This is a genomic window from Alkalinema sp. FACHB-956 (assembly GCF_014697025.1).
Classification (GTDB): Bacteria; Cyanobacteriota; Cyanobacteriia; order Leptolyngbyales; family Leptolyngbyaceae; genus Alkalinema.
The window spans coordinates 257293-276464 of record NZ_JACJRC010000002.1; the positions used below are offsets into that span (position 1 = coordinate 257293).

Below are 19172 nucleotides of genomic sequence, written 5' to 3' on the forward strand. Positions count from 1 at the left end.
ACTGGAATCAATTACTTCCCAGACAGGGCAGGGACTTTCTCCTCCGTACGATCTACAGAATTATCCCCAGGGTCAGACACTGCTTGTAAATCGGTTCCGGTAATAATCCGTGCCCCACGGCTGCGGGTGAAGTAGTTCCAAGCCCACTGGGTCATTACAACAATCTTGTTATCGACTTCGATGAGGTAGTAAATGTGAACCACAACCCAGGCTAGCCAAGCAAAGAAGCCGGAGAACTTGATAAAGCCCATGTCTACTACCGCTTCGTTATCGCCAATGACGGCCATACTGCCCAAATCGGTGTACTTAAACGCGGGTAAAGTTGCTCCTTTCGCTTGGGCTTGCAATAGATCGGAGACATATTCGCCTTCCTGCATCGCCACCGCTGCCACACCCGGCAAAGGCTTCTCTCCTTGGTGGGAAAAATTAGCCAAGTCGCCAATCACATAAATATTGGGCTGGGACTCCAGACTGAGATCGGGCTGCACCATCACCCGCCCCACCCGATCGAGGGTTGCGCCAGCCCGTTCTTCCAAGACTTTGCCGATCGGAGAGGCTTTCACGCCTGCGGCCCACAGGACTGTTTTGGCAGGAATTGTCTTGGAGGTTTCGCCTTGCAGAACCGTCACTGCGCCATCTTCAATATTGGTCACGCGGGTGCTGACTTGCACATTCACGCCCAAGCGATCCAACGCAACATGTGCCTTCTGAGACAATTCTGGCGGATAGGGCGGTAAGACTCGATCGAGCCCTTCCAGCAGAATCACTTGGGTTTCGGTCGGATCGATGTGGTGGAAGTCATCCTTCATCGTCTTAAAGGCCAGATCGGCGATCGCTCCGGCCAGTTCCACCCCCGCAGGCCCCGCACCCACAATCACAAAGGTCAACCAAGCCCGCCGCAACGCTGGATCAGTTTCCTTTTCCGCTGCTTCAAAGGCTGAAAAGATCCGCCGTCGCATTTCGATCGCATCTTCGATCGTCTTCAAGCCCGGTGCCACATCCTTCCACTGATCATTACCAAAATAGTGGTGGCTGGCTCCTGTGGCCACAACCAGCTTGTCATACTCGATTTCTTGGCTTTGCAAGATCACCTTTTGGGCCACGGGGTCAATGTCGATCGCCTCATCCATCAATACCCGCACATTTTTGTGCTTGCTGACGATCGCCCGCAGCGGTGAAGAAATATCCGCTGGAGACAAGGTTCCCGTTGCCACTTGATAGAGCAGCGGTTGGAAAAGGTGAAAGTTCCGCTTATCAATCAGGGTGACTTCAAATTGGGTACTGCCCAGCGCTTTTGCGGTGTAGAGTCCCCCAAAGCCACCACCAATAATCACTACACGCTGCCGAGCTGGAGTGTCTGTCATGTTGACCTTCGCTGATGTAACTGTGAAACAGGAGGAGGAGACGGGTTATTGAGCTTAATCGATAATGTTACCTATTGTAATAATCAAGATATGTTTCTTTATCAACTTCGCTTGAACTTTATTTTGCAGGGATCGATCAAAATTGGTAAAGCGCGATCGACGAAAAGTTTCTAGAAGCACCCCTGATCGAGTTAATTCGAGCCAACTCGATCTAACTATGCTTGAGCTAAATACGTTCGAGCTCAATACGTTCAACCTAGGGACGTTCGAGCGAAAGGTATTTGAGCGAAAGGTATTCGAGCGAAAGGTATTCGAGCGAAAGGTATTCGAGCGAAATCTATGGGATCTGCATATGCGATGTGCAGTTGATGTGCGGTCGTTGATATCCAATCATTGATATTCGATCAATGTGCTGTTGATGGGTATTAAAGCTGACGCACCCAGCCTGTGATTAGAAATAGCTATAGCATTGATAAGTTTTACAAAAAGCACAATCGATTACAGAACGATCGAGATGGAGATCGGGATTGCCCAAGCAATTTAAGAACCCCTTGCAATCAGTCCAGCAATCTCTACAAATCTCGATCGCTCATTCATCAATGCCTCAACAATTTCGCACCGATGCCCCAGCAACGAGGCTCCAACAATAATAGGCAACCTCATAGATTGCATCGATTGCATCGTCTACAAGATTGCCCATTGGGTTGATTTCTGCGATCGTTACCGTCGGATCGGTGTTCCGCAGGGATAGGTTGCAACAGGTTTCTCAGGCACTTTGCCTAAAACAGGGTCTAAGATCGGTTTGTCTAAGACAGGTTTCTCTAGACCAGAGCTATCTGAGACGGATTTATCTATGACGGATTTGTCTATGATTGACAAGGCTGGAGCTTGAGATTTGAGCGTTGCAGCCGTTTTCTTCGCAGCATTGTAGTCTCGACGTAGCTCATCCATCATTGCATCCCGGCGATCGTAGAGCCGTTTTAAGGGCCGAGGTGCACTTTGGTTGAGGGTGTAAGCGGTCAAAATGGGCAGGGCGATGGTACTGTCGGTGTAGCACACGATCGCGCTGGGCAACTCTTCGGGATCAACCTTACCCCAACTGACCGCTTCACTGGGCGTGGCACCGGACAGCCCCCCCGTATCCGGTCGCGCATCAGTAATTTGGATAAAGAAATCATGGCCCCGTTCTTCCAATCCCAGGACTTCATGTAGTTGGGGCTGGGTTTGCAGAAGAAAGTTTTTGGGACTGCCACCCCCCAGGATAATGGCGGCACTTTTGCCCACGTCCCCAGACTCCGTTTGTCTCGCAGCATAGGCGATCGCTGCCGTTTCATTGACATCAATCATGGGATCGATAAACAGATCATTGCCATCCAGCGCCACCGCTGCCACATTCATACCGATCGAACTGTCCCCTGGAGAAGAGGTGTAGATCGGCACGCCACACTCATAGGCCGTGGACAGCAGCGACGGTTGTTGTACCCCCACCTGTTGCTCAATCTCGTAAACATACTTCCCTAAAAGGTAGTGAAACTCCGCTGTGCCCATGCGTTTCTGGAAGGGTTCTGCCTGGAGAATCTGACGCAAAAATGCATCGGTACTGAGCAGCACATCATAGTCAAACACAATGTCGTAAATGCGAATGCGACCTTCTTGCCGGAGTTTCACATCATCCACAAAGGGATTGCTGGCATAGAGGGCCAAGCCGAGGCCATAGTGCATGTCATGGTAGAGGTTGGCCCCTGTGCTGATAATCCAGTCAATAAAGCCCGCTCGCATCAACGGCGCGATCGCGGACACCCCAAATCCCGCCGGGGTTAAAGCCCCTGACAAACTCAGCCCAACCGTGACTCCTGGCTGAAAGACTTGCCGCGCTAACAACTGACAGGTTTCCCGGAGCCGTGCTGAGTTGTAAGCGGTGAAATAATGATCAACCAGATCCACAACATTGATGCTTTCCGGCATGGGCATCGGGGTGATTTTTTGACTGTAAAACTTTGACATGAGTGCACTCCAGACAGTAAAAAAGCATTCAGCTCAGTGAGAATTTCACTCAACGAGCCTTCCATTCAACAAAAGCTCAGCACAACGAAACTCGACAACGAAACTCAACGCAGAATACTTCCAGTCTTCCCTTGTCCGGCGTCTGTCCGTACAGGGTGCATCCCTATAGCAATCACTCAATTGGGAGTATTGATCACTTAATGGGGTATCACCTAGCCTAAAGGTAGGAGCCGGTTTGACCGAAAAACCAACTGATTGAACTAGCGGATTGACTTTACGTTAGGTTGACCTTGCGCTAGATTGCCCCTGCATCGGGTTGCCCCTGCATCAGATTGGATGAATCGTACAGCACAATGCTAGAAATCAATGGCAACGCAAAAACGTGGCAAAAGCGCAAAAACGTGGCAAATTTGTCAAACTCATTGACTCAAACTCAATGATTCGATCGAAGCTGTTGACCGATCAGGATCAGTTCCTCTTCTGTCCAGGGATTTCCGTTTTGGGTACCTCAGGTTCAGGAACCTCATCCCACCAAAGACCTTAATCGGTCTATATTTTCCAAAAGGCGGTTGAGATCCAACAGGTACAATCCATGGTCATGAATCTACGGTTCTCATCCACAGTCATAATCCACAGGTACAATCCACAGTGGAATGAGGTTTGTCGCGCTTGGAGCAAACCTGAGAGCTGGATAGAACATGTTGACCCACCCTGAACGTTGATCCACTCTGAATGTTGATGGCTCTGAGCTTTACAGGCTCTGAACATTCTCTGAACATTGATTCTGAACATTGATAGAGATTGCACAGCAGTAGAAGTTGCAGCACCATCACCCAATCAGAGCAGACCAGAGGAAGAATATAGAAATGCTAAGCGTACACTTAAGCGTGAGAACTGATACAGTCAACCGTGAAGCGATAGTCGATCGAATCAGCCTATACACGGCGGCTCACACCGATCCACCCAGGATAGTGCAGGATCTGTCTTACGTTTTTCCTTGAGGTTCACATCAAGATACCACAAGGGTCGCCAAGGGTAGTCAATCAGTGGGTAGTGCGCCAACTTGGTATACGCCCTTTTCGTTGATAGATGCCTCGATCCTACCATTGCCCTCCGGAAATGCACATTGCGGAATATCAGGATCTACACCTCACGCCATCAACGCGCGATCGACGAGCCACACCAGACCCACACTATACAGATCCCACAGATCCCATCGATCGCAGCTAGATTGCATCGATTAGATTGCATCGATTTAGGTCTGACCGCAGTGATGTTCTGCAGGACGCGATCCGGCGTGATCCATTGCAGCATGGAATGACGGTTTTCCGATCCTATAGCTTTTAGCACTCTTGGTCATGGAGTGCTAGAGTCAAATACGGAACTCTGGAAGGCATACACTATGGCAAAGATCGTCGTCTTTGATGAAGCTTCACGTCAGGCACTGGAACGCGGTGTCAATGCACTGGCCGATGCAGTGAAAGTGACTTTGGGGCCAAGAGGTCGCAACGTACTCCTGGAGAAAAAGTATGGTGCCCCCCAAATCGTGAACGACGGCATCAGCATCGCGAAAGAAATTGAACTGGAAGATCCACTGGAAAATACCGGCGCTTCACTCATCCGGGAAGTGGCTTCTAAGACCAACGATCTAGCTGGTGATGGAACCACCACTGCAACGGTTCTGGCCCAAGCGATGATCCGGGAAGGCATGAAAAATGTCGCCGCTGGCTCCAACCCGATCGCGCTGAAGCGGGGAATGGAAAAGGCTGTGGCTGCGCTGGTTGAAGAAATTCAAGCCGTCGCTAAGCCCGTTGCAGGCAATGCGATCGCCCAAGTTGCGACCATTTCCGCAGGCAACGACGAAGAAATTGGTGGGATGATTGCCCAAGCCATGGACAAGGTGGGCAAAGATGGCGTCATCACCGTGGAAGAGTCCAAGTCCCTGGATACCGACATGGATGTCGTGGAAGGGATGCAGATCGATCGGGGTTACCTGTCTCCCTACTTTGTGACCGATGTCGAGCGGTTGCTGGCTGAGTTTGAAAACATGGCCATCCTGCTGACGGATAAGAAAATCAGCTCCGTTCAGGAGTTGGTGCCCATTCTGGAGAAGGTGGCACGGGCTGGACAACCGTTGCTGATTATTGCGGAAGACATCGAAGGGGAAGCCCTGACCACTTTGGTGGTCAACCGTCTGCGGGGTGTCTTGAACGTTGCTGCGATTAAGGCTCCAGGCTTTGGGGAACGCCGCAAGTCCATGCTGCAAGACATCGCTGTGCTCACCGATGGTCAAGTGATCTCGGAAGACATGGGTCTGAGCCTGGATACCGCCACCCTCGATATGCTGGGCAAGGCGCGTAAAATCAGCATTACCAAAGATTCGACCACGATCGTGTCTGCGGCGGAGAATGCGGCTAACATCCAAAAGCGGGTGGAGCAACTGCGCCGGGAATTGGATGCCTCGGATTCCGAATACGACAAGGAAAAGCTATCGGAACGGATCGCCAAACTGGCCGGTGGCGTTGCAGTCATCAAGGTGGGTGCTGCGACGGAAACCGAACTCAAGGATCGCAAGCTGCGGATTGAAGATGCTCTGAATGCAACCAAGGCTGCGGTTGCTGAAGGGACAGTCCCCGGTGGTGGCGTGACCCTGTTGCACTTGGCTTCCAAGCTAGATGCGGTCAAAGCAGGCTTAACGAACTCTGAAGAGAAGATCGGTGTGGATATCATCGCCCGATCGCTGGAAGCACCCCTGAAGCAAATTGCCGACAATGCAGGGGTTGAAGGATCCGTTGTGGTTGAGAAAGTCCGTGCCCTGGACTTCAATATGGGGTATAACGCCCTGACCGATTCCTACGAAGACTTGGTGGCCTCTGGGGTAATCGATCCCGCTAAGGTTGTCCGTTCTGCGTTGCAAGATGCGGCGTCGATCGCTTCCATGGTACTGACCACGGAAGCCCTCGTGGTTGAAAAGCCTGAACCGAAGTCTGCGGCAGCACCCGATATGGGTGGCATGGGCGGTATGGGTGGCATGGGTGGTATGGGCGGCATGGGGATGATGTAATCCCTGGTGGTGTTGTCCGTCCCGTTAACGGCAACCTGTGAATCATAAAAAGCGCGATCGCTCTCTGATTTGAGGAAGCGATCGCGCTTTTCAGTATTGAGATTTATGGGATTGCCGGATGATCGACAAAATGATTGGGGCTATATACCGGGTATTTTTATAAAAGCTTGGGTATGAGCACATCGCTTGAGAGACTGAGGCAGATTAACGCGATTCAACCGCGCGGGCAATGCGTTCCAACAATACAACTTGCGGATCAGGTGCTGCTGCTGCCTCGGCTTCTTCTAGAGCCTTCTGGCGTTGCAGTTTCTTCTTGGCGGCTTCCATCGTGCGAATCAAGATAAAGATTGAAAGCGCAATTACCAAGAAGCTGAGTACCGCTGCCAGAAACTTACCGTAGAGGATGCCGTTGTAAGACAAAGCCTCTAGATTCTTGGCATTGATGGCGGTCAATGCAGGACTCAAAATTGCTGGCGTAATAATGTCTTCTACCAAGGAAGTAATAATTTTGCCAAATGCGCCCCCAATCACTACTGCAACTGCTAGGTCTACAACGTTTCCCTGCATGAGAAACGCCTTGAAATCATCCCAAAAGCTAGACCGTGCCATAAAAAGCTGTGCCTTCCTAATATCGAAAATTTGCTATGGGCGTATTATAGGGGCTGTTTCACTTCTATGAATCTCTTGCTTAGGGAGATTTTTATCTTTTTTTGGGAAATATCCTGTTTTTGGAGGAAACGCCGCTTCATAGCGTTGCTCGTTGGCCGTGGCAGATTTGAACAAATCAACGATCGGATGGGGATAATCCACGCCTACCCGTATCCCCCATTGTTTTTGCTCAGCGTTTGGTTTTTGCTCAGCGTTGCCCAATTTCCAGGGTTCATGCACTTGATTGACAGGTAATTTGGCCAGACAGGGCAACCAGTGTTTGACGTATTTTCCTTGGGGATCGTAATCCTTGGCCTGTTTCGTAATGTTGAAGAACCGGAAACCACGGGCATCATTCCCAACTCCGGCGGCGTAATTCCAATTCCCCCAGTTGCTGCACACATCGTAGTCAATCAGTTGGGACTCGAAATATTCCGCCCCCATCCGCCAATCGATCCCCAAATTTTTAGTCAGAAAACTCGCGACATTCTGCCGTCCTCGGTTGGACATAAAGCCCGTGGCCGCCAGTTCCTGCATATTGGCATCCACCAGCGGATATCCGGTTTGCCCCGCCTGCCATTGCTCAAAGCGTGGCCAATCCTGCTTCCAAGGAAAGCTCACGCCCCGTAAACCGTCTCGATAGAACACCCGATCGCCGTGCTTGGCGCAGACCCAGCGAAAATAATCGCGCCATAGAAGTTCAAAAATGAGCCAGTAGGTGGAGTCGTTGCGAATCCGTTGGGTTTCGTATTGGGCGACTTGCTCATAGAGATAGCGCGGCGATAGGCAGCCCAACGCTAACCAAGGGGAAAATTTGCTGGAGTCATCGGGATCCAACATGCCATTGCGGGTTTCTTTATAAATCCTCAGGCGATCGCGCTGCCAAATGTACGCTTGCACCCGGTTTATTCCCGCTGTTGCTCCACCTGTGAATTGAAATTGACACCGGGGATCCGCCGTAGGGCGGGTAACACCTAGGGTTTCTAAGGTTGGTAAGTCACCCCGATCGATCTGGGCGGGGAGGGTAGGAAGTGTGTTCGGGGTAGGGGCACAGGGGCGGATGGTTGCAGCCTTTTCGACTTGCTTGCGAAAGGTGGTGAACAGTTCTGGCAAGTCCGGCATCGCAAAGGGCAAGTCATCGGGATGGTACAGCGTAGCCCCCCAAGCCGTTTGCACTGGAATGTTCAACGCTTTGAGCGATCGTTGCAGGCCCTGTTCCACTTGCAGTTCCTCAGCGGTAACCTCTTGGTGAAAGGCGACCGCCTGGATCTCCAGACCATCTTCTGCACTCGAAAGCAGCTGCTGCACCAGCTTGGGGATTTCCACCTCTGGATACCCAACGCGGAGGATCAAATCACTTCCCAGCGTTTGCAACGATCGCCGCAGATCCGCCACGCTCTGCAACAAAAACTGCGATCGCCATGGCCCTGTTTTGGGAAACCCAAAGGAAGTTGTGCCAAACTGCCGCAGATCAAAACAGTAGACAGGGATCACCACAGCCCCGGACTGGGCAGCTTGGCTCAGCAACCCATGATCGTGAATTCGGAGATCATTACGGAACCAAAGAATAACTGCTTGTCTAGCCATAGTCCTTGTTCTCAACGTGAACTGACACCAGCTCGGTGCTCAAAGAGCTGCGCTTGAATCAACGGGCTGGCGATGCCATAAACCGCCATAAAAAACAGCGATCGTTGCGATCGCTGTCTCTTGAAAAGAGCTAAATAGATGGATGACTGCTAAGCGTAGCTTTTTAGCAGCATCATTTCGTAATCATTTCAAATCGTAATCATTTCGAATCTATACCATGCCCAGCAGCGAACTACTCACATACGCCATCGCGGGAGCCAATGCAGAAACAATTAACTGTCGAGCAACGCTAAGCGCAACAAAGGCCAGAATAGGAGAAAAATCCATGCCACCTAGGGGCGGAATAATCGATCGGAATAGGTTGAGATAGGGATCGGTTAGCTGTGACAGAATGGCCCAGGGTTGGTTATACCACTGAATGTTTGGGAACCAACTCAACAGCACTCGTAGCAACAGCAAGCCGTTGTAGATAGTTAAAAACGACAGAAGGGTCTGAATCAGAATGGCTGTGGCTGAGTTCATAAATCTTGCGCTCCCAAACGTTCGGCTAATCGCTCGAATGACTTGACTGCTTGACTGGACTTCTTTAGTTTACTGGATTTTTTAGCGTTACGTGGATGCTAGGAATCCTCACTTGTGCGGCTTTCAGGGCGCTCGGAGTGTAGGGTTAGCTCCTCCAATTGACCACTGCCGTTGACATGGCGTAATTGTTGCTGCACGCCATCGATCGCTTGATTCAACTGAGCAATTTTTTCTTCCAAACTCTGCCGAGCCAGTTCGATCGTCTGCTCAGTAGAGACCGTATCCGTGGCAACCCTCAATGCGCGTTTGCGAGACCGAGGGGGCTTGGTCGTCTCATCGTCTGTTTGGCTGAGGTTAGAACTGCTGGAGCTAGACCCCTCAAGCTCCGCTTTGCCAGTCGAGCGATGGGCAAGCACAGCACCCAGCACCCCACCGGCAAGGCCACCGATGATGGTACCCAAAATAAACCCACTGGAGAAATTGTCTTGCTGACTCATGGCCCAATCTGCTCAAAACTGCCGATCCTGAATCTATCCTATTACGTCTCGATCCCACTCTTCTACCTTGCGTACTTTCCCTGGGGATCGAGTCCTGGAGATCTGGCCCTGGAGATCTGGGTTCATCCACAATAACTTGGGTTCGCCCAAAATCCCTTGGACTCGCCAAAAAGAACACTGAGTCATGTCATGGGGAACCAGCATGTCATGGGAAAACAGGGGACAAGCCATCCCTCTCAGAACTGACTGCCCCGTTTATACAACCCTATTTCCCAAACCCCACAGGTCTCTGCTCAAGTCCCAAAGGTGCTCTAAGTCCCAAAGGTGCGATCGCCCGCATCCCCCAACCCTGGCACAATGTAGCCCTGATCGTTCAAGGTTTCATCGATTCCCGCCGTAAAGATATTGAGCATTGGGTAGGTCACACTAAGCTTCTGCAAAGCGGCATGGGCCGCTACGACAGCAATAATCCGCACATTGGCAGGATCAACCCCACGACTGGTCAACTCATCCATTGCCATGGTGGTGGTTCCCCCCGTTGCCAGCATCGGATCCGTAATCAGAACTTTCGTTTCGGGATTCAGACGTTCCGGGAGTTTGTTGAGATAGCAGCTGGCTTCTAAGGTCTCCTCGTTGCGTACAATTCCCAAATGGTAAATCGAGGCCAAAGGCAATAATGCCTGGGCTCCATCCAGCAAAGCCAAGCCAGCCCGTAAAATTGGCACTACCACGACGGGGACTTCTGGATTAATAAAAGTCGCTGGACAACTCGCCAAGGGCGTCTCAATCGTTGTATCGGTTGTGGGCAGCCAATCCCGTACTGCTTCATAGGTCAGCCATCGTCCCAGCTCGGTCATGGCGCTACGGAACAAAGCTGGTGGGGTTCCCGCATCACGGGCAACGCCCAACCAATGCTTGATGAGCGGGTGGGGTGGCACATAGACACGCAGCTGAACAGTCATATGAATCCTAATGAATCCTATTTCAGGGGTAAGACAGGTTTAAGTCTGCCCTATCATACTCTGTCCCCGTCTCTAGATCAGGGAAACCCTAAAATCTCACAGAATAAAATTTACGATTGGCCTGAAATTTGCTACTGGCCTGAGATGAGCGGTTCACTATCGGCCTAGCGTCGCCGCAATGAATCCCAATTAATTCAGCACGATCGCAAATCCGATAAATGCAACTAGCTCTCAATAGTATTGACATTAAATTTCAATAGAGCTACAGTACTCTACAGTGTTCTCCTCTCTAGAGGATCGGTAGGTGGGGCCCAACGGCAGCGACGGCAGCGATCGTGTCCCCCCTCTTTTTTTGTCATTTTTGCCACCCGATCGATCCAACTCAATCTTTTGGCCGCAGCTCTGTTTTTAGTCGCAGTCTGATAGGACTGTGCAACAAACCGTTACACTAAGTTACGTGCTTTGAAATACGTGGTTTTTGGAATGGGGGTTCCATGGCAGTGGTGTCTCAAACAGATTTAACGGACGATCGCTCTGTAGCGCTACGATCTCAGGCGATTGATCCCCAGACTTACGATGCCATTGTCATTGGCTCCGGGATTGGTGGATTAGTAACAGCGACACAGCTTGCGGCTAAGGGCGCTAAGGTTTTAGTGCTGGAACGCTATTTGATCCCCGGAGGGAGTGCGGGCTATTTTGAGCGCCAGGGCTATCGGTTTGATGTGGGGGCCTCCATGATCTTTGGCTTTGGCAAAGAAGGCACCACGAATTTACTGACCCGTGCCTTAGAAGCCGTTGGCATGGAAATTGAAACGATCCCCGACCCTGTACAAATCCATTACCATCTTCCCAACGGTCTTGATCCCAAAGTTCATCGAGACTACGAAGCGTTTTTGCAAGAACTGATCCAGCGATTTCCCAAAGAAGCAGTGGGGATCCGTAAGTTCTATGACGAGTGCTGGACGGTCTTTAACTGCCTAAATGCGATGGAACTGCTGTCCCTAGAAGAGCCTCGCTACCTAATGCGTGTGTTTTTCCAGCATCCCTTGGCCTGTCTGGGGTTGGTCAAATATCTACCGCAAAATGTTGGCGATATTGCCCGCCGCTATATTCAGGATCCCGAACTCCTCAAGTTTATCGACATGGAATGTTATTGCTGGTCAGTGGTGCCAGCGGACCTAACCCCCATGATTAATGCAGGCATGGTGTTTAGCGATCGCCACTATGGCGGGATCAATTATCCCAAGGGCGGTGTGGGTGCGATCGCCCAGAAATTAGTGGAAGGGCTAGAAAAAGCAGGCGGCAAAATCCTCTACAAGGCAAGGGTAACAGAGATTGTCACGGAAAATAATCGCGCTGTAGGGGTCAAGCTGGTTTCTGGAGAAACGATTCTTGCGAAACGGATTGTTTCCAATGCAACCCGATGGGATACCTTTGAAAACCTTTTGCCTACCGCCAAGATGCCAGCTAGTGAGAAACGATGGCAACAACGCTATCAGCAGTCTCCCAGTTTTCTCAGTTTGCATCTGGGGGTAAAAGCAGCAGCCCTACCGGAAGGAACGGATTGTCACCATATCTTGCTAGAAGACTGGGCCACCATGGAAGCTGAGCAAGGAACCATTTTTGTCTCCATCCCCACCTTGCTTGATCCCAGCCTTGCGCCCGCAGGTCATCACATCATCCATGCCTTTACGCCCAGTACGATCGATCAGTGGAAAAATCTCACCCCCCAAGCCTACGAAGCGAAAAAAGAAGCCGCCGCTGCGCAGTTAATCTCCCGGCTCAGCCAAGTTTTCCCAAACCTGGAAGCGAATTTGGATTATCAGGAAGTGGGGACCGCTCGCACCCACCGTCGTTTTCTAGGCCGAGATAACGGCACCTATGGCCCGATCCCCAGTAAAAAGTTGCTGGGACTTTTAGGCATGCCGTTCAATCGCACATCGATCCCCGGTTTGTATTGTGTTGGAGATAGTACGTTTCCGGGACAAGGCTTAAATGCTGTTGCCTTTTCGGGTTTTGCCTGCGCTCACCGAATTGCGGTGGATTTAGGGCTGTAGCGTCAGAAAAGAAGCCATATAAAAAACCAACATTAGGTAATTACTGCAATTAATCATTGCCTGAATTTGCCGATTTCCTCCGGAGCGGATCTGCATAACTGGCTAGATTAATTGGGTATGACTATCGTTGAGATCAAAAATCCCGATCTCCGATCGAGGAATTGATCCCCTATCATCGATCTCAAGACAGGAATCTGAACAGGTATCTAAACAGAAATCTGCACAGAGCACCGATCCCGTAGGTAGGTCAGCTCCACAGCAGCCAATCCAAGTGGATTTTGCAAGTGAATTTTGCAAGTGGATTTTTGCAATACGTCGATCGCCATCACAATGTTTCTAGTGGCAATTAAGGTATTGCAGCAAATGCAGTCAGTGGTCTGCAATTTCACAAATTTATTTGTTGAAATTAAAAAAGAGGGAAAAATTTTCCGAATTTTTACGGAGCTAACTTACTAAAAGCTCTGTCATCTTAATCAACAGCAACCCCTCACATCGGGAGGTGTAGTCAATGCTACGGAATTGGTTTTGGTTATTGAATCCGTTAATCAGCGCATTAAAGAGAATCATGGCGTTGTGATTATTGAATAATGACCCTTTGTGCAGATTATTCCGATCTGTTTTTCTATCCTTCCTTGCCATTCTTCGCACTACACGAGAGTCCTGACCCGGTTTCTTCAGTCCGATCTTCGCTTTTGATACTGCGTGCGCTTGCAATCTGACCCCATACCGACGATTCCTACTAGCTCAGTTCACTTGCTCAGCCCAGTCTAGAACGTATCAATTTCAGATCTCGTCAACTTTAAGAGGTTACTCAGCCTACATTGACTAATGTCTAATCTGAATAAATGACAAATCTTATCTCATTCATTCATCTTAGAGATGTCATTTACAAGACAAAGAAATCATTAAATTTGTAGCGAAAACTACAGAAAACCAAGAGGTGACTAAACCTTGAAAGATGCACTAGGAGCCAATCTGCTGATTCTTGACAATTCTTTCTACTGAACTGATATTTTCACTATCTCTTCTCATAAATGGCTGACTTTCTGCTGTTAGCTTTACGGAATTTAAAGCTTTGCATGGGTATCTTAGGGACAGGAAGGCAATCAGACGCATATTCCTCCCCGGCAAAGTGACTGAATCCTTCACAACGATCGATAGCTTCAGGTTCGAAAAGGTGATGTGTTATGTCTCAAATGAATTTAGCTTCTCAACTCCAACCCCCAACCCCAACCCTTCTGGATCATTTGCTGAACCCCGTTCGGAATTGGCTAGACTCGATCGAAATTACCGATCGTGCAACCGCCCACCGCATCTGCAAGTTGATCCCCGCGCAATGTCCGTTTGAACGGGATGTAGTGCTCTTTGGTCGTAAGGTGGCGCACATTCCACCGATGTGTAAGTTGAACCCCCTGTACGACCAATTTGTCGGTTTACGGTTTCGTTCTCTCTGCTACCTAGTGGATGTCTGCGGCGAAACGATCTCCTTCTGAATCAGCTCCGGATTCAAACTGCGACCGATAAAAACGAGTTTAGTCTGTCTCGGTTCTTCAGGTTGCCAACGGCGATCGTAGAACTGTTCAAACCGGGTTCCAACACCTTGCACCACCAGTCGCATAGGTTTGTTGGGAACGGCTACAAATCCTTTAATTCGATAAATTTCCTGTTGTCTAACGAGGGCTTCTAGTCGCTGCCGAAGCACCTCTGGCTCAAAGGTTTGATCCAAAATGACGTGGGTCGAGTCGATTTCATCATCATGATCATGTTCCTCTTCAAAATCATGGTGGCTGGGACGACTCGCTAAATTATCTTCTACGGCTGCATTAAAGCCCAGCAATAAGTCCGCTGGCAGCGCTTCAGCCTGGGAGCGCCCATTGGTCACAATTTTGACCGATCGGGGTAGTTCCTGCTGGACTAGCGTTTGTACTTGGGTAATCTCTGAGGCGCTTACTAAATCCGTCTTGTTCAAAATCACCAAATCCGCGCAGGCCAGTTGATCCTCAAAGAGTTCCTGTAACGGCGTTTCGTGATCCAAGTTAGGGTCAGCTTGACGCTGGGCTTCTAGTGCTTGGAGATCTTGGGCTAGGGTACCGCGCGAAACGGCTTCGCAGTCTACAACGGTAATAACCCCATCGACGGTGACTGCATGGCGAATATCCTGCCAACTAAAAGCTTTAATTAATGGTTTCGGTAATGCTAAGCCCGATGTTTCAATCAAAATACAATCAATACTGTCCCGCCGTTTAATTAATTCCTGCATTGTGGGATAAAACTCTTCCTGCACCGTGCAGCAAAGGCAACCATTATTGAGTTCTACAATATTGCTGACGGGTTCTTGGGCGATCGCGACACCATCGTCGTCGCAAATCTGGCAATCTCGCAGGAGATCCCCATCGATCCCCAGTTCGCCAAATTCATTCACTAAAACCGCAATGCGACGGCCTTGGCTATTTTGCAAAAGATGACGAATCAAGCTGGTTTTACCACTGCCGAGAAAGCCAGTGATGATGGTAACGGGAATTTTGGCTGCCATGCTTCGGGAACCCAATAAATCAAACAAATGAACTAGACAATCGATTATCCTACGCGATCGTGGGAATTCCAGCTATCCCCCCCGGAGGAATGGCTTGAGTAGAGCGGGCAAAGCAGCGATCGTCACCTCCGACACTTTGTCACCTCCGACACTTTGTCACCTCTGACACTTTATAGGGTGCCGATGTATTCAAATTGTTTATTTGAAAAGCAGCAAAGGTGACGTTTGGGATTACAAATCCTGATCAGAGTGGGCGAACCTCAAAAAAATTGTTAAGCTTTGTGAAAGTGACGTGCAAATCCACCTGACTACCTAAGTTCTCCAAACACATCCTATAGAGTCCATCGGGTCAAGTGGCCTGCTCCGCACAATCTAGTGACCTTGAGAGTCAACGAAAGGCAACGAAAGGCAACGAGAATACAAGAAATACAACTGACTCGGCTAACTTCATCCAAAAGAAAAATACCTGTAAAAATCTCTTTTGGATACTAAAAACGCAAATGTAGAAACCCTTATGTTTCTTTTGTGTAATTGCTTGAAGAAGATAGAGTCGATCGCTGTCGGAGACAGAATAAATCTCGAATAAATTTCAGAGTAAAGAAATGATCACGGAAATTTGGGAGTGATCCCTCTCCTGATGATGCAAGCTTGATTTTGATGGTTGATGAAACGCTTAGAAGACTTCACCTGTTTCGGTTTGGACTTTGCACGTCCCTATGCAGTTTGAGAGGTCTAAATCATGCAAATCAATGGTAAACAAGCCCTGATTACTGGGGCATCCCGTGGTATTGGTCGAGCGATCGCGCTGGAGTTTGCGCAGCAAGGAGCTAGCCGATTATTACTGGTGGCGCGGAACGGCGATCGGTTACAACAAGTCGCGACTGAAGTGAGAAACCTGGGAGCCGAGGCCAGCGTTTTACCGCTGGATTTAACAGACACACTATCGGTCAATCAAGCCATTACCCGAGCATGGCAGACCCAAGGGCCGATCGACATTCTGGTTAACTGTGCAGGAGTTGCCTACCAAGCACCTTTCCTGCAATCCCAACTAGTCAACGTGCAACAGGAAATTTCCACCAACTACCTGGGAGCCTATTCCATTACCCAAGTCATCGCTCGTTTGATGGCCGATCGTCGCAGTGGCGCGATCGTCAATGTGGGTAGTCTGATGAGTAAAGTGGCGGCACCTACGCTAACGGGTTACTCAGCCTCCAAGTTTGCTTTGCTAGGCTTTACCCAAGCCCTTCGCCATGAATTAGCGCCCTACAATATTCAAGTTATGGCACTCCTTCCCACCTTGACCGACACCGATATGGCTGAGCAGATTCACAGCTTTCGGGGCGTCACTGCCATCTCAGCCCAGCACGTCGCCAAGGCGCTAGTGAAAGGGCTGCAACAGGCCCGATCGGAACTGGCGGTGGGCTGGCAGGGGCATTTACTGATTTTGGGGAATCGCATCAGTCCTACCCTGGTGGAATGGGTCGTGCATCAGTCGAGCCGCCATTTAATTTGGGCGTCAACCCATGCAGATTGCTGGACTCAAATTGCCCAGAGATTTGTGCAGCAGTTGCCTGGGCGACGGAGTGGAGTGCTGTTGCGGCGTTTACGATCGCGGCTATCTTGGCGGTTAGCGGCCCTCAAGGGCTAAGCGATCGCGAAGTGGATAGCACGCTTTGGATACGCTCAAAGGATACGCTCAAAGCAAGAGGAGCCATTCCCAGGCTTCACCTCTCAGGTTTCACCATGTCAAGGTTTCACTATTCTAAGGTGGCACTATCTAGAACAATGCAATGAGTGGAAAAATCACAAGTTTTGGCGACAACCGATTGCTAATAGGATTTATTCATTTACTAATATAAGATCACATTGGATGATGGTGTTCAAATCCCCGTGGATTGCATCGAGTTTCGCAACGATGTAATGCATCTCCATCCCCCATTTCAATTTGAATGGTCGGGTGATCAATCCCAAATGAGCTGTGTAGGTGATGGTAAAGATCCGCTAGGAATGCATCGCCGGGATTACCGCTAGGAATAACTAAATGGGCTGTTAGGGCTGTTTCTGTGGAGCTCATGGCCCAAATGTGTAAATCATGCACCCGTTCCACGATCGGTAGTTCCGCTAAATAGTGGTAGACCGCCTTGGCATCAATTTGTTTAGGCACCCCATCGACTGCTAAATGCAAGGAGTCATTCAACAAATCCCATGCTCCCCAAATGATGCCCATGGTGACTAGTAAGCTCGCGATCGGATCAATCCAGTTCCAATGGGTAATCGCGATTAGCAACCCTGCTAACACCACACCCACAGAGGCGATCGCATCAGCGGCTAAATGTAAAAAAGCTCCTCGCAAATTTACATCGGTATGCCGACCTTTGAAAAAGAGCAGTGCACTGCCGCCATTAATCAAAATCCCGATCGCAGCGATAACCATCATGGTGCCACTGGCCACGGCCTCAGGATGCTGAAAGCGCTGGATCGCCTCCCAAATAATGCCGCCAGAGGCAATGAGTAGTAAAACGGCGTTGGCTAAGGGGGCCAGAATGGATGCTTTCCGCAAACCGTAGGTACGCTTGAGGCTGGCACGCCGCCGCACCAACCAACTGGCCCCCCATGCCAACAGTAGACCTAACACATCACTGAGATTATGGCCTGCGTCTGCAATCAAGGCTAGGGAGTTACCCAGCAGGCCATAGGTGACTTCGATGAGGGTAAATGCAATGTTTAGCCCAACGCTGAGCAGAAATGCGCGATCGAAACGATCGGGCAAGGAATGGTGAGAATGGGAATGATTATGGGAATGGGAACGATTATGGGAATGGGAATGATTATGATGGGAGTGAGTCATGGAGAGTCGTGAGCAAACGCATCACTTGAAGATTGGACTTTGCCCAATTGTGACACTTCCTGGGCCTACTGAGGCAATCCCTTGCAGCCATCCCATCTCCTCTAATTCAGAGAAGAACTCGCTAGACGGAAAAACAGCCTCACTATTTCACCCAAATAGGAATTCAACAAACAATTAAAGGACGCCCTATTGAGCGTCCTTACACGGCATAGAAACAATTTGAGGATAGTAGACCAATCAACCTAGATTGTGGTCTAGGTTATTCCATGGCCAGTCCTAGCTATCAGCGGGGTTTCCCGCTTAAGCTTAGTTTTCTGCGGTTGCGAGGGTTTCTTCGGTGCTACCGCGACGAGTCCGACGGGTCAACAGGTTGAAGAGTTGAACTCCGATCGCCTTGATGAGGTTCCCTTCCAGTTCCTTAAACATGTTCATGTTGTGATGGAAGGCATCATTTGCCTCGTTAACGATTTGATCGACGGTAGCTTCATCGATCGCCAGACTGTCCAGGGTTTCCCGGTACATCTTTTTGAAGGCTTTCTCGTCGTCAATATGCTGGAATTCGTAGAAGTTGGTGCCTTCGCCTTCGTTGAGGTTCATGGCGTTGACCGCAATCTTCTTAAGAATTTGCCCACCAGACAGGTCACCGATGTAGCGAGTGTAAAGGTGTGCCACCATCAACTCAGGCTGCTCAGTCCCGACTTTTTTAATCTGGTCGATGTAAGCTTGGGTTGCGGAAGAGGGCGAAATTTCCGATCGCCAGTTGGAGCCGTAGTAGTACTCCAAATCTTTCTCTAGACTACCCTTGCGATCGAGTTCCGGGAAATACATTTTGCCCATCACGGGGTGATTCTTGAGCTTGTGCATTTCCTCTTCCATCGTCGAATAGACGTAGTAAAGGTTGGCAACTAGCTTGCGGTAAGAGCTTTTTTCAACGGTGCCTCTCAAAAAGCAAGCGATAAACCCCGTATTCTCCGCCATGGTATGAGCTTTCTTAGTGCCCTCGCGGAGTTTCAATGCTAAATTGCTGCTCATTTTAACTTTCCCAACACTTTTAAGGTTCCCAATGGCTTCAGTGTTCCAGGGGTT

At 49.8% G+C, this 19172-nt stretch carries 15 protein-coding genes; 5 read left to right on the top strand and 10 right to left on the bottom strand.

All coding sequences use genetic code 11. The annotated features are described in order from the left end of the window. Positions 1-11: 11 nt before the first annotated feature. Together H6G21_RS04530 and speY are read right to left on the bottom strand one after the other, a co-directional pair. Complete coding sequence (locus H6G21_RS04530; RefSeq protein WP_190570972.1) at positions 12-1364, bottom strand: NAD(P)/FAD-dependent oxidoreductase; 1353 nt, start codon at positions 1362-1364, stop codon at positions 12-14. A gap of 720 nt (positions 1365-2084) precedes the next feature. Next, positions 2085-3368, bottom strand: a complete 1284-nt coding sequence (gene speY / locus H6G21_RS04535; protein WP_190570974.1) for a deoxyhypusine synthase — start codon at positions 3366-3368, stop codon at positions 2085-2087. A 1089-nt stretch (positions 3369-4457) separates the two neighbouring features. Here speY and H6G21_RS04540 point away from each other — a divergent pair. Together H6G21_RS04540 and groL are read left to right on the top strand one after the other, a co-directional pair. Beyond that, positions 4458-4598, top strand: a complete 141-nt coding sequence (locus H6G21_RS04540; protein WP_190570976.1) for a hypothetical protein — start codon at positions 4458-4460, stop codon at positions 4596-4598. 172 nt (positions 4599-4770) lie between these two features. Further along, positions 4771-6432, top strand: a complete 1662-nt coding sequence (groL, locus tag H6G21_RS04545) for a chaperonin GroEL (protein WP_190570978.1) — start codon at positions 4771-4773, stop codon at positions 6430-6432. Between the two features lie 204 nt (positions 6433-6636). Here groL and mscL read toward each other — a convergent pair whose 3' ends face one another. From mscL to upp, 5 genes are all read right to left on the bottom strand, one after another. Beyond that, on the bottom strand, positions 6637-7041 hold the full coding sequence (gene mscL, locus H6G21_RS04550) for a large conductance mechanosensitive channel protein MscL (RefSeq protein WP_190570980.1): 405 nt from the start codon (positions 7039-7041) through the stop codon (positions 6637-6639). Positions 7042-7074: 33 nt separating this feature from the next. Further along, positions 7075-8667, bottom strand: a complete 1593-nt coding sequence (locus H6G21_RS04555; RefSeq protein ID WP_190570982.1) for a DASH family cryptochrome — start codon at positions 8665-8667, stop codon at positions 7075-7077. Positions 8668-8877: 210 nt separating this feature from the next. After that, positions 8878-9189, bottom strand: coding sequence for a YggT family protein (locus H6G21_RS04560; RefSeq protein ID WP_190570985.1), 312 nt, complete (start codon positions 9187-9189; stop codon positions 8878-8880). Between the two features lie 98 nt (positions 9190-9287). Next, positions 9288-9686 (bottom strand): hypothetical protein, encoded by a 399-nt coding sequence (locus H6G21_RS04565; RefSeq protein WP_190570988.1) that lies wholly within the window; start codon positions 9684-9686, stop codon positions 9288-9290. A 311-nt stretch (positions 9687-9997) separates the two neighbouring features. After that, the gene (upp, locus tag H6G21_RS04570) at positions 9998-10648 is read right to left on the bottom strand and encodes a uracil phosphoribosyltransferase (RefSeq protein ID WP_190570990.1); all 651 of its coding nucleotides are present in this window, start codon (positions 10646-10648) and stop codon (positions 9998-10000) included. 494 nt (positions 10649-11142) lie between these two features. On the opposite strand from upp, the gene crtH reads away from it, so the two are divergent. Both crtH and H6G21_RS04580 read left to right on the top strand, forming a co-directional pair. Then, positions 11143-12705, top strand: a complete 1563-nt coding sequence (crtH, locus tag H6G21_RS04575) for a carotenoid isomerase (protein WP_190570992.1) — start codon at positions 11143-11145, stop codon at positions 12703-12705. Between the two features lie 1196 nt (positions 12706-13901). Beyond that, the gene (locus H6G21_RS04580) at positions 13902-14198 is read left to right on the top strand and encodes a Mo-dependent nitrogenase C-terminal domain-containing protein (RefSeq protein ID WP_199307034.1); all 297 of its coding nucleotides are present in this window, start codon (positions 13902-13904) and stop codon (positions 14196-14198) included. Here H6G21_RS04580 and cobW read toward each other — a convergent pair. After that, positions 14159-15238 (bottom strand): cobalamin biosynthesis protein CobW, encoded by a 1080-nt coding sequence (gene cobW / locus H6G21_RS04585; protein WP_190570995.1) that lies wholly within the window; start codon positions 15236-15238, stop codon positions 14159-14161. The two genes, H6G21_RS04580 and cobW, sit on opposite strands and share 40 nt — an antisense overlap. Before the next feature lie 739 nt (positions 15239-15977). Here cobW and H6G21_RS04590 point away from each other — a divergent pair. Further along, complete coding sequence (locus tag H6G21_RS04590; protein WP_190570997.1) at positions 15978-16886, top strand: SDR family NAD(P)-dependent oxidoreductase; 909 nt, start codon at positions 15978-15980, stop codon at positions 16884-16886. A 213-nt stretch (positions 16887-17099) separates the two neighbouring features. Here the strand turns inward: H6G21_RS04590 and H6G21_RS04595 are convergent, their stop codons facing one another. Both H6G21_RS04595 and H6G21_RS04600 read right to left on the bottom strand, forming a co-directional pair. Further along, the gene (locus H6G21_RS04595) at positions 17100-18086 is read right to left on the bottom strand and encodes a cation diffusion facilitator family transporter (RefSeq protein ID WP_190570999.1); all 987 of its coding nucleotides are present in this window, start codon (positions 18084-18086) and stop codon (positions 17100-17102) included. Between the two features lie 306 nt (positions 18087-18392). Continuing rightward, positions 18393-19118 (bottom strand): heme oxygenase (biliverdin-producing), encoded by a 726-nt coding sequence (locus H6G21_RS04600; protein WP_190571001.1) that lies wholly within the window; start codon positions 19116-19118, stop codon positions 18393-18395. Between the last annotated feature and the right edge of the window lie 54 nt (positions 19119-19172).

What these genes read in the sequence shown, in the direction of transcription:
- crtH (WP_190570992.1), top strand. Translation starts at nt 11,143, where the DNA reads ATGGCAGTGGTGTCTCAAACAGATTTAACGGACGATCGCTCTGTAGCG.
- groL (WP_190570978.1), top strand. Translation starts at nt 4,771, where the DNA reads ATGGCAAAGATCGTCGTCTTTGATGAAGCTTCACGTCAGGCACTGGAA.
- H6G21_RS04565 (WP_190570988.1), bottom strand. Translation starts at nt 9,686, where the DNA reads ATGAGTCAGCAAGACAATTTCTCCAGTGGGTTTATTTTGGGTACCATC.
- H6G21_RS04540 (WP_190570976.1), top strand. Translation starts at nt 4,458, where the DNA reads ATGCCTCGATCCTACCATTGCCCTCCGGAAATGCACATTGCGGAATAT.
- H6G21_RS04580 (WP_199307034.1), top strand. Translation starts at nt 13,902, where the DNA reads ATGAATTTAGCTTCTCAACTCCAACCCCCAACCCCAACCCTTCTGGAT.
- speY (WP_190570974.1), bottom strand. Translation starts at nt 3,368, where the DNA reads ATGTCAAAGTTTTACAGTCAAAAAATCACCCCGATGCCCATGCCGGAA.
- H6G21_RS04590 (WP_190570997.1), top strand. Translation starts at nt 15,978, where the DNA reads ATGCAAATCAATGGTAAACAAGCCCTGATTACTGGGGCATCCCGTGGT.
- H6G21_RS04530 (WP_190570972.1), bottom strand. Translation starts at nt 1,364, where the DNA reads ATGACAGACACTCCAGCTCGGCAGCGTGTAGTGATTATTGGTGGTGGC.
- H6G21_RS04555 (WP_190570982.1), bottom strand. Translation starts at nt 8,667, where the DNA reads ATGGCTAGACAAGCAGTTATTCTTTGGTTCCGTAATGATCTCCGAATT.
- mscL (WP_190570980.1), bottom strand. Translation starts at nt 7,041, where the DNA reads ATGGCACGGTCTAGCTTTTGGGATGATTTCAAGGCGTTTCTCATGCAG.
- H6G21_RS04560 (WP_190570985.1), bottom strand. Translation starts at nt 9,189, where the DNA reads ATGAACTCAGCCACAGCCATTCTGATTCAGACCCTTCTGTCGTTTTTA.
- H6G21_RS04600 (WP_190571001.1), bottom strand. Translation starts at nt 19,118, where the DNA reads ATGAGCAGCAATTTAGCATTGAAACTCCGCGAGGGCACTAAGAAAGCT.
- cobW (WP_190570995.1), bottom strand. Translation starts at nt 15,238, where the DNA reads ATGGCAGCCAAAATTCCCGTTACCATCATCACTGGCTTTCTCGGCAGT.
- upp (WP_190570990.1), bottom strand. Translation starts at nt 10,648, where the DNA reads ATGACTGTTCAGCTGCGTGTCTATGTGCCACCCCACCCGCTCATCAAG.
- H6G21_RS04595 (WP_190570999.1), bottom strand. Translation starts at nt 18,086, where the DNA reads ATGACTCACTCCCATCATAATCATTCCCATTCCCATAATCGTTCCCAT.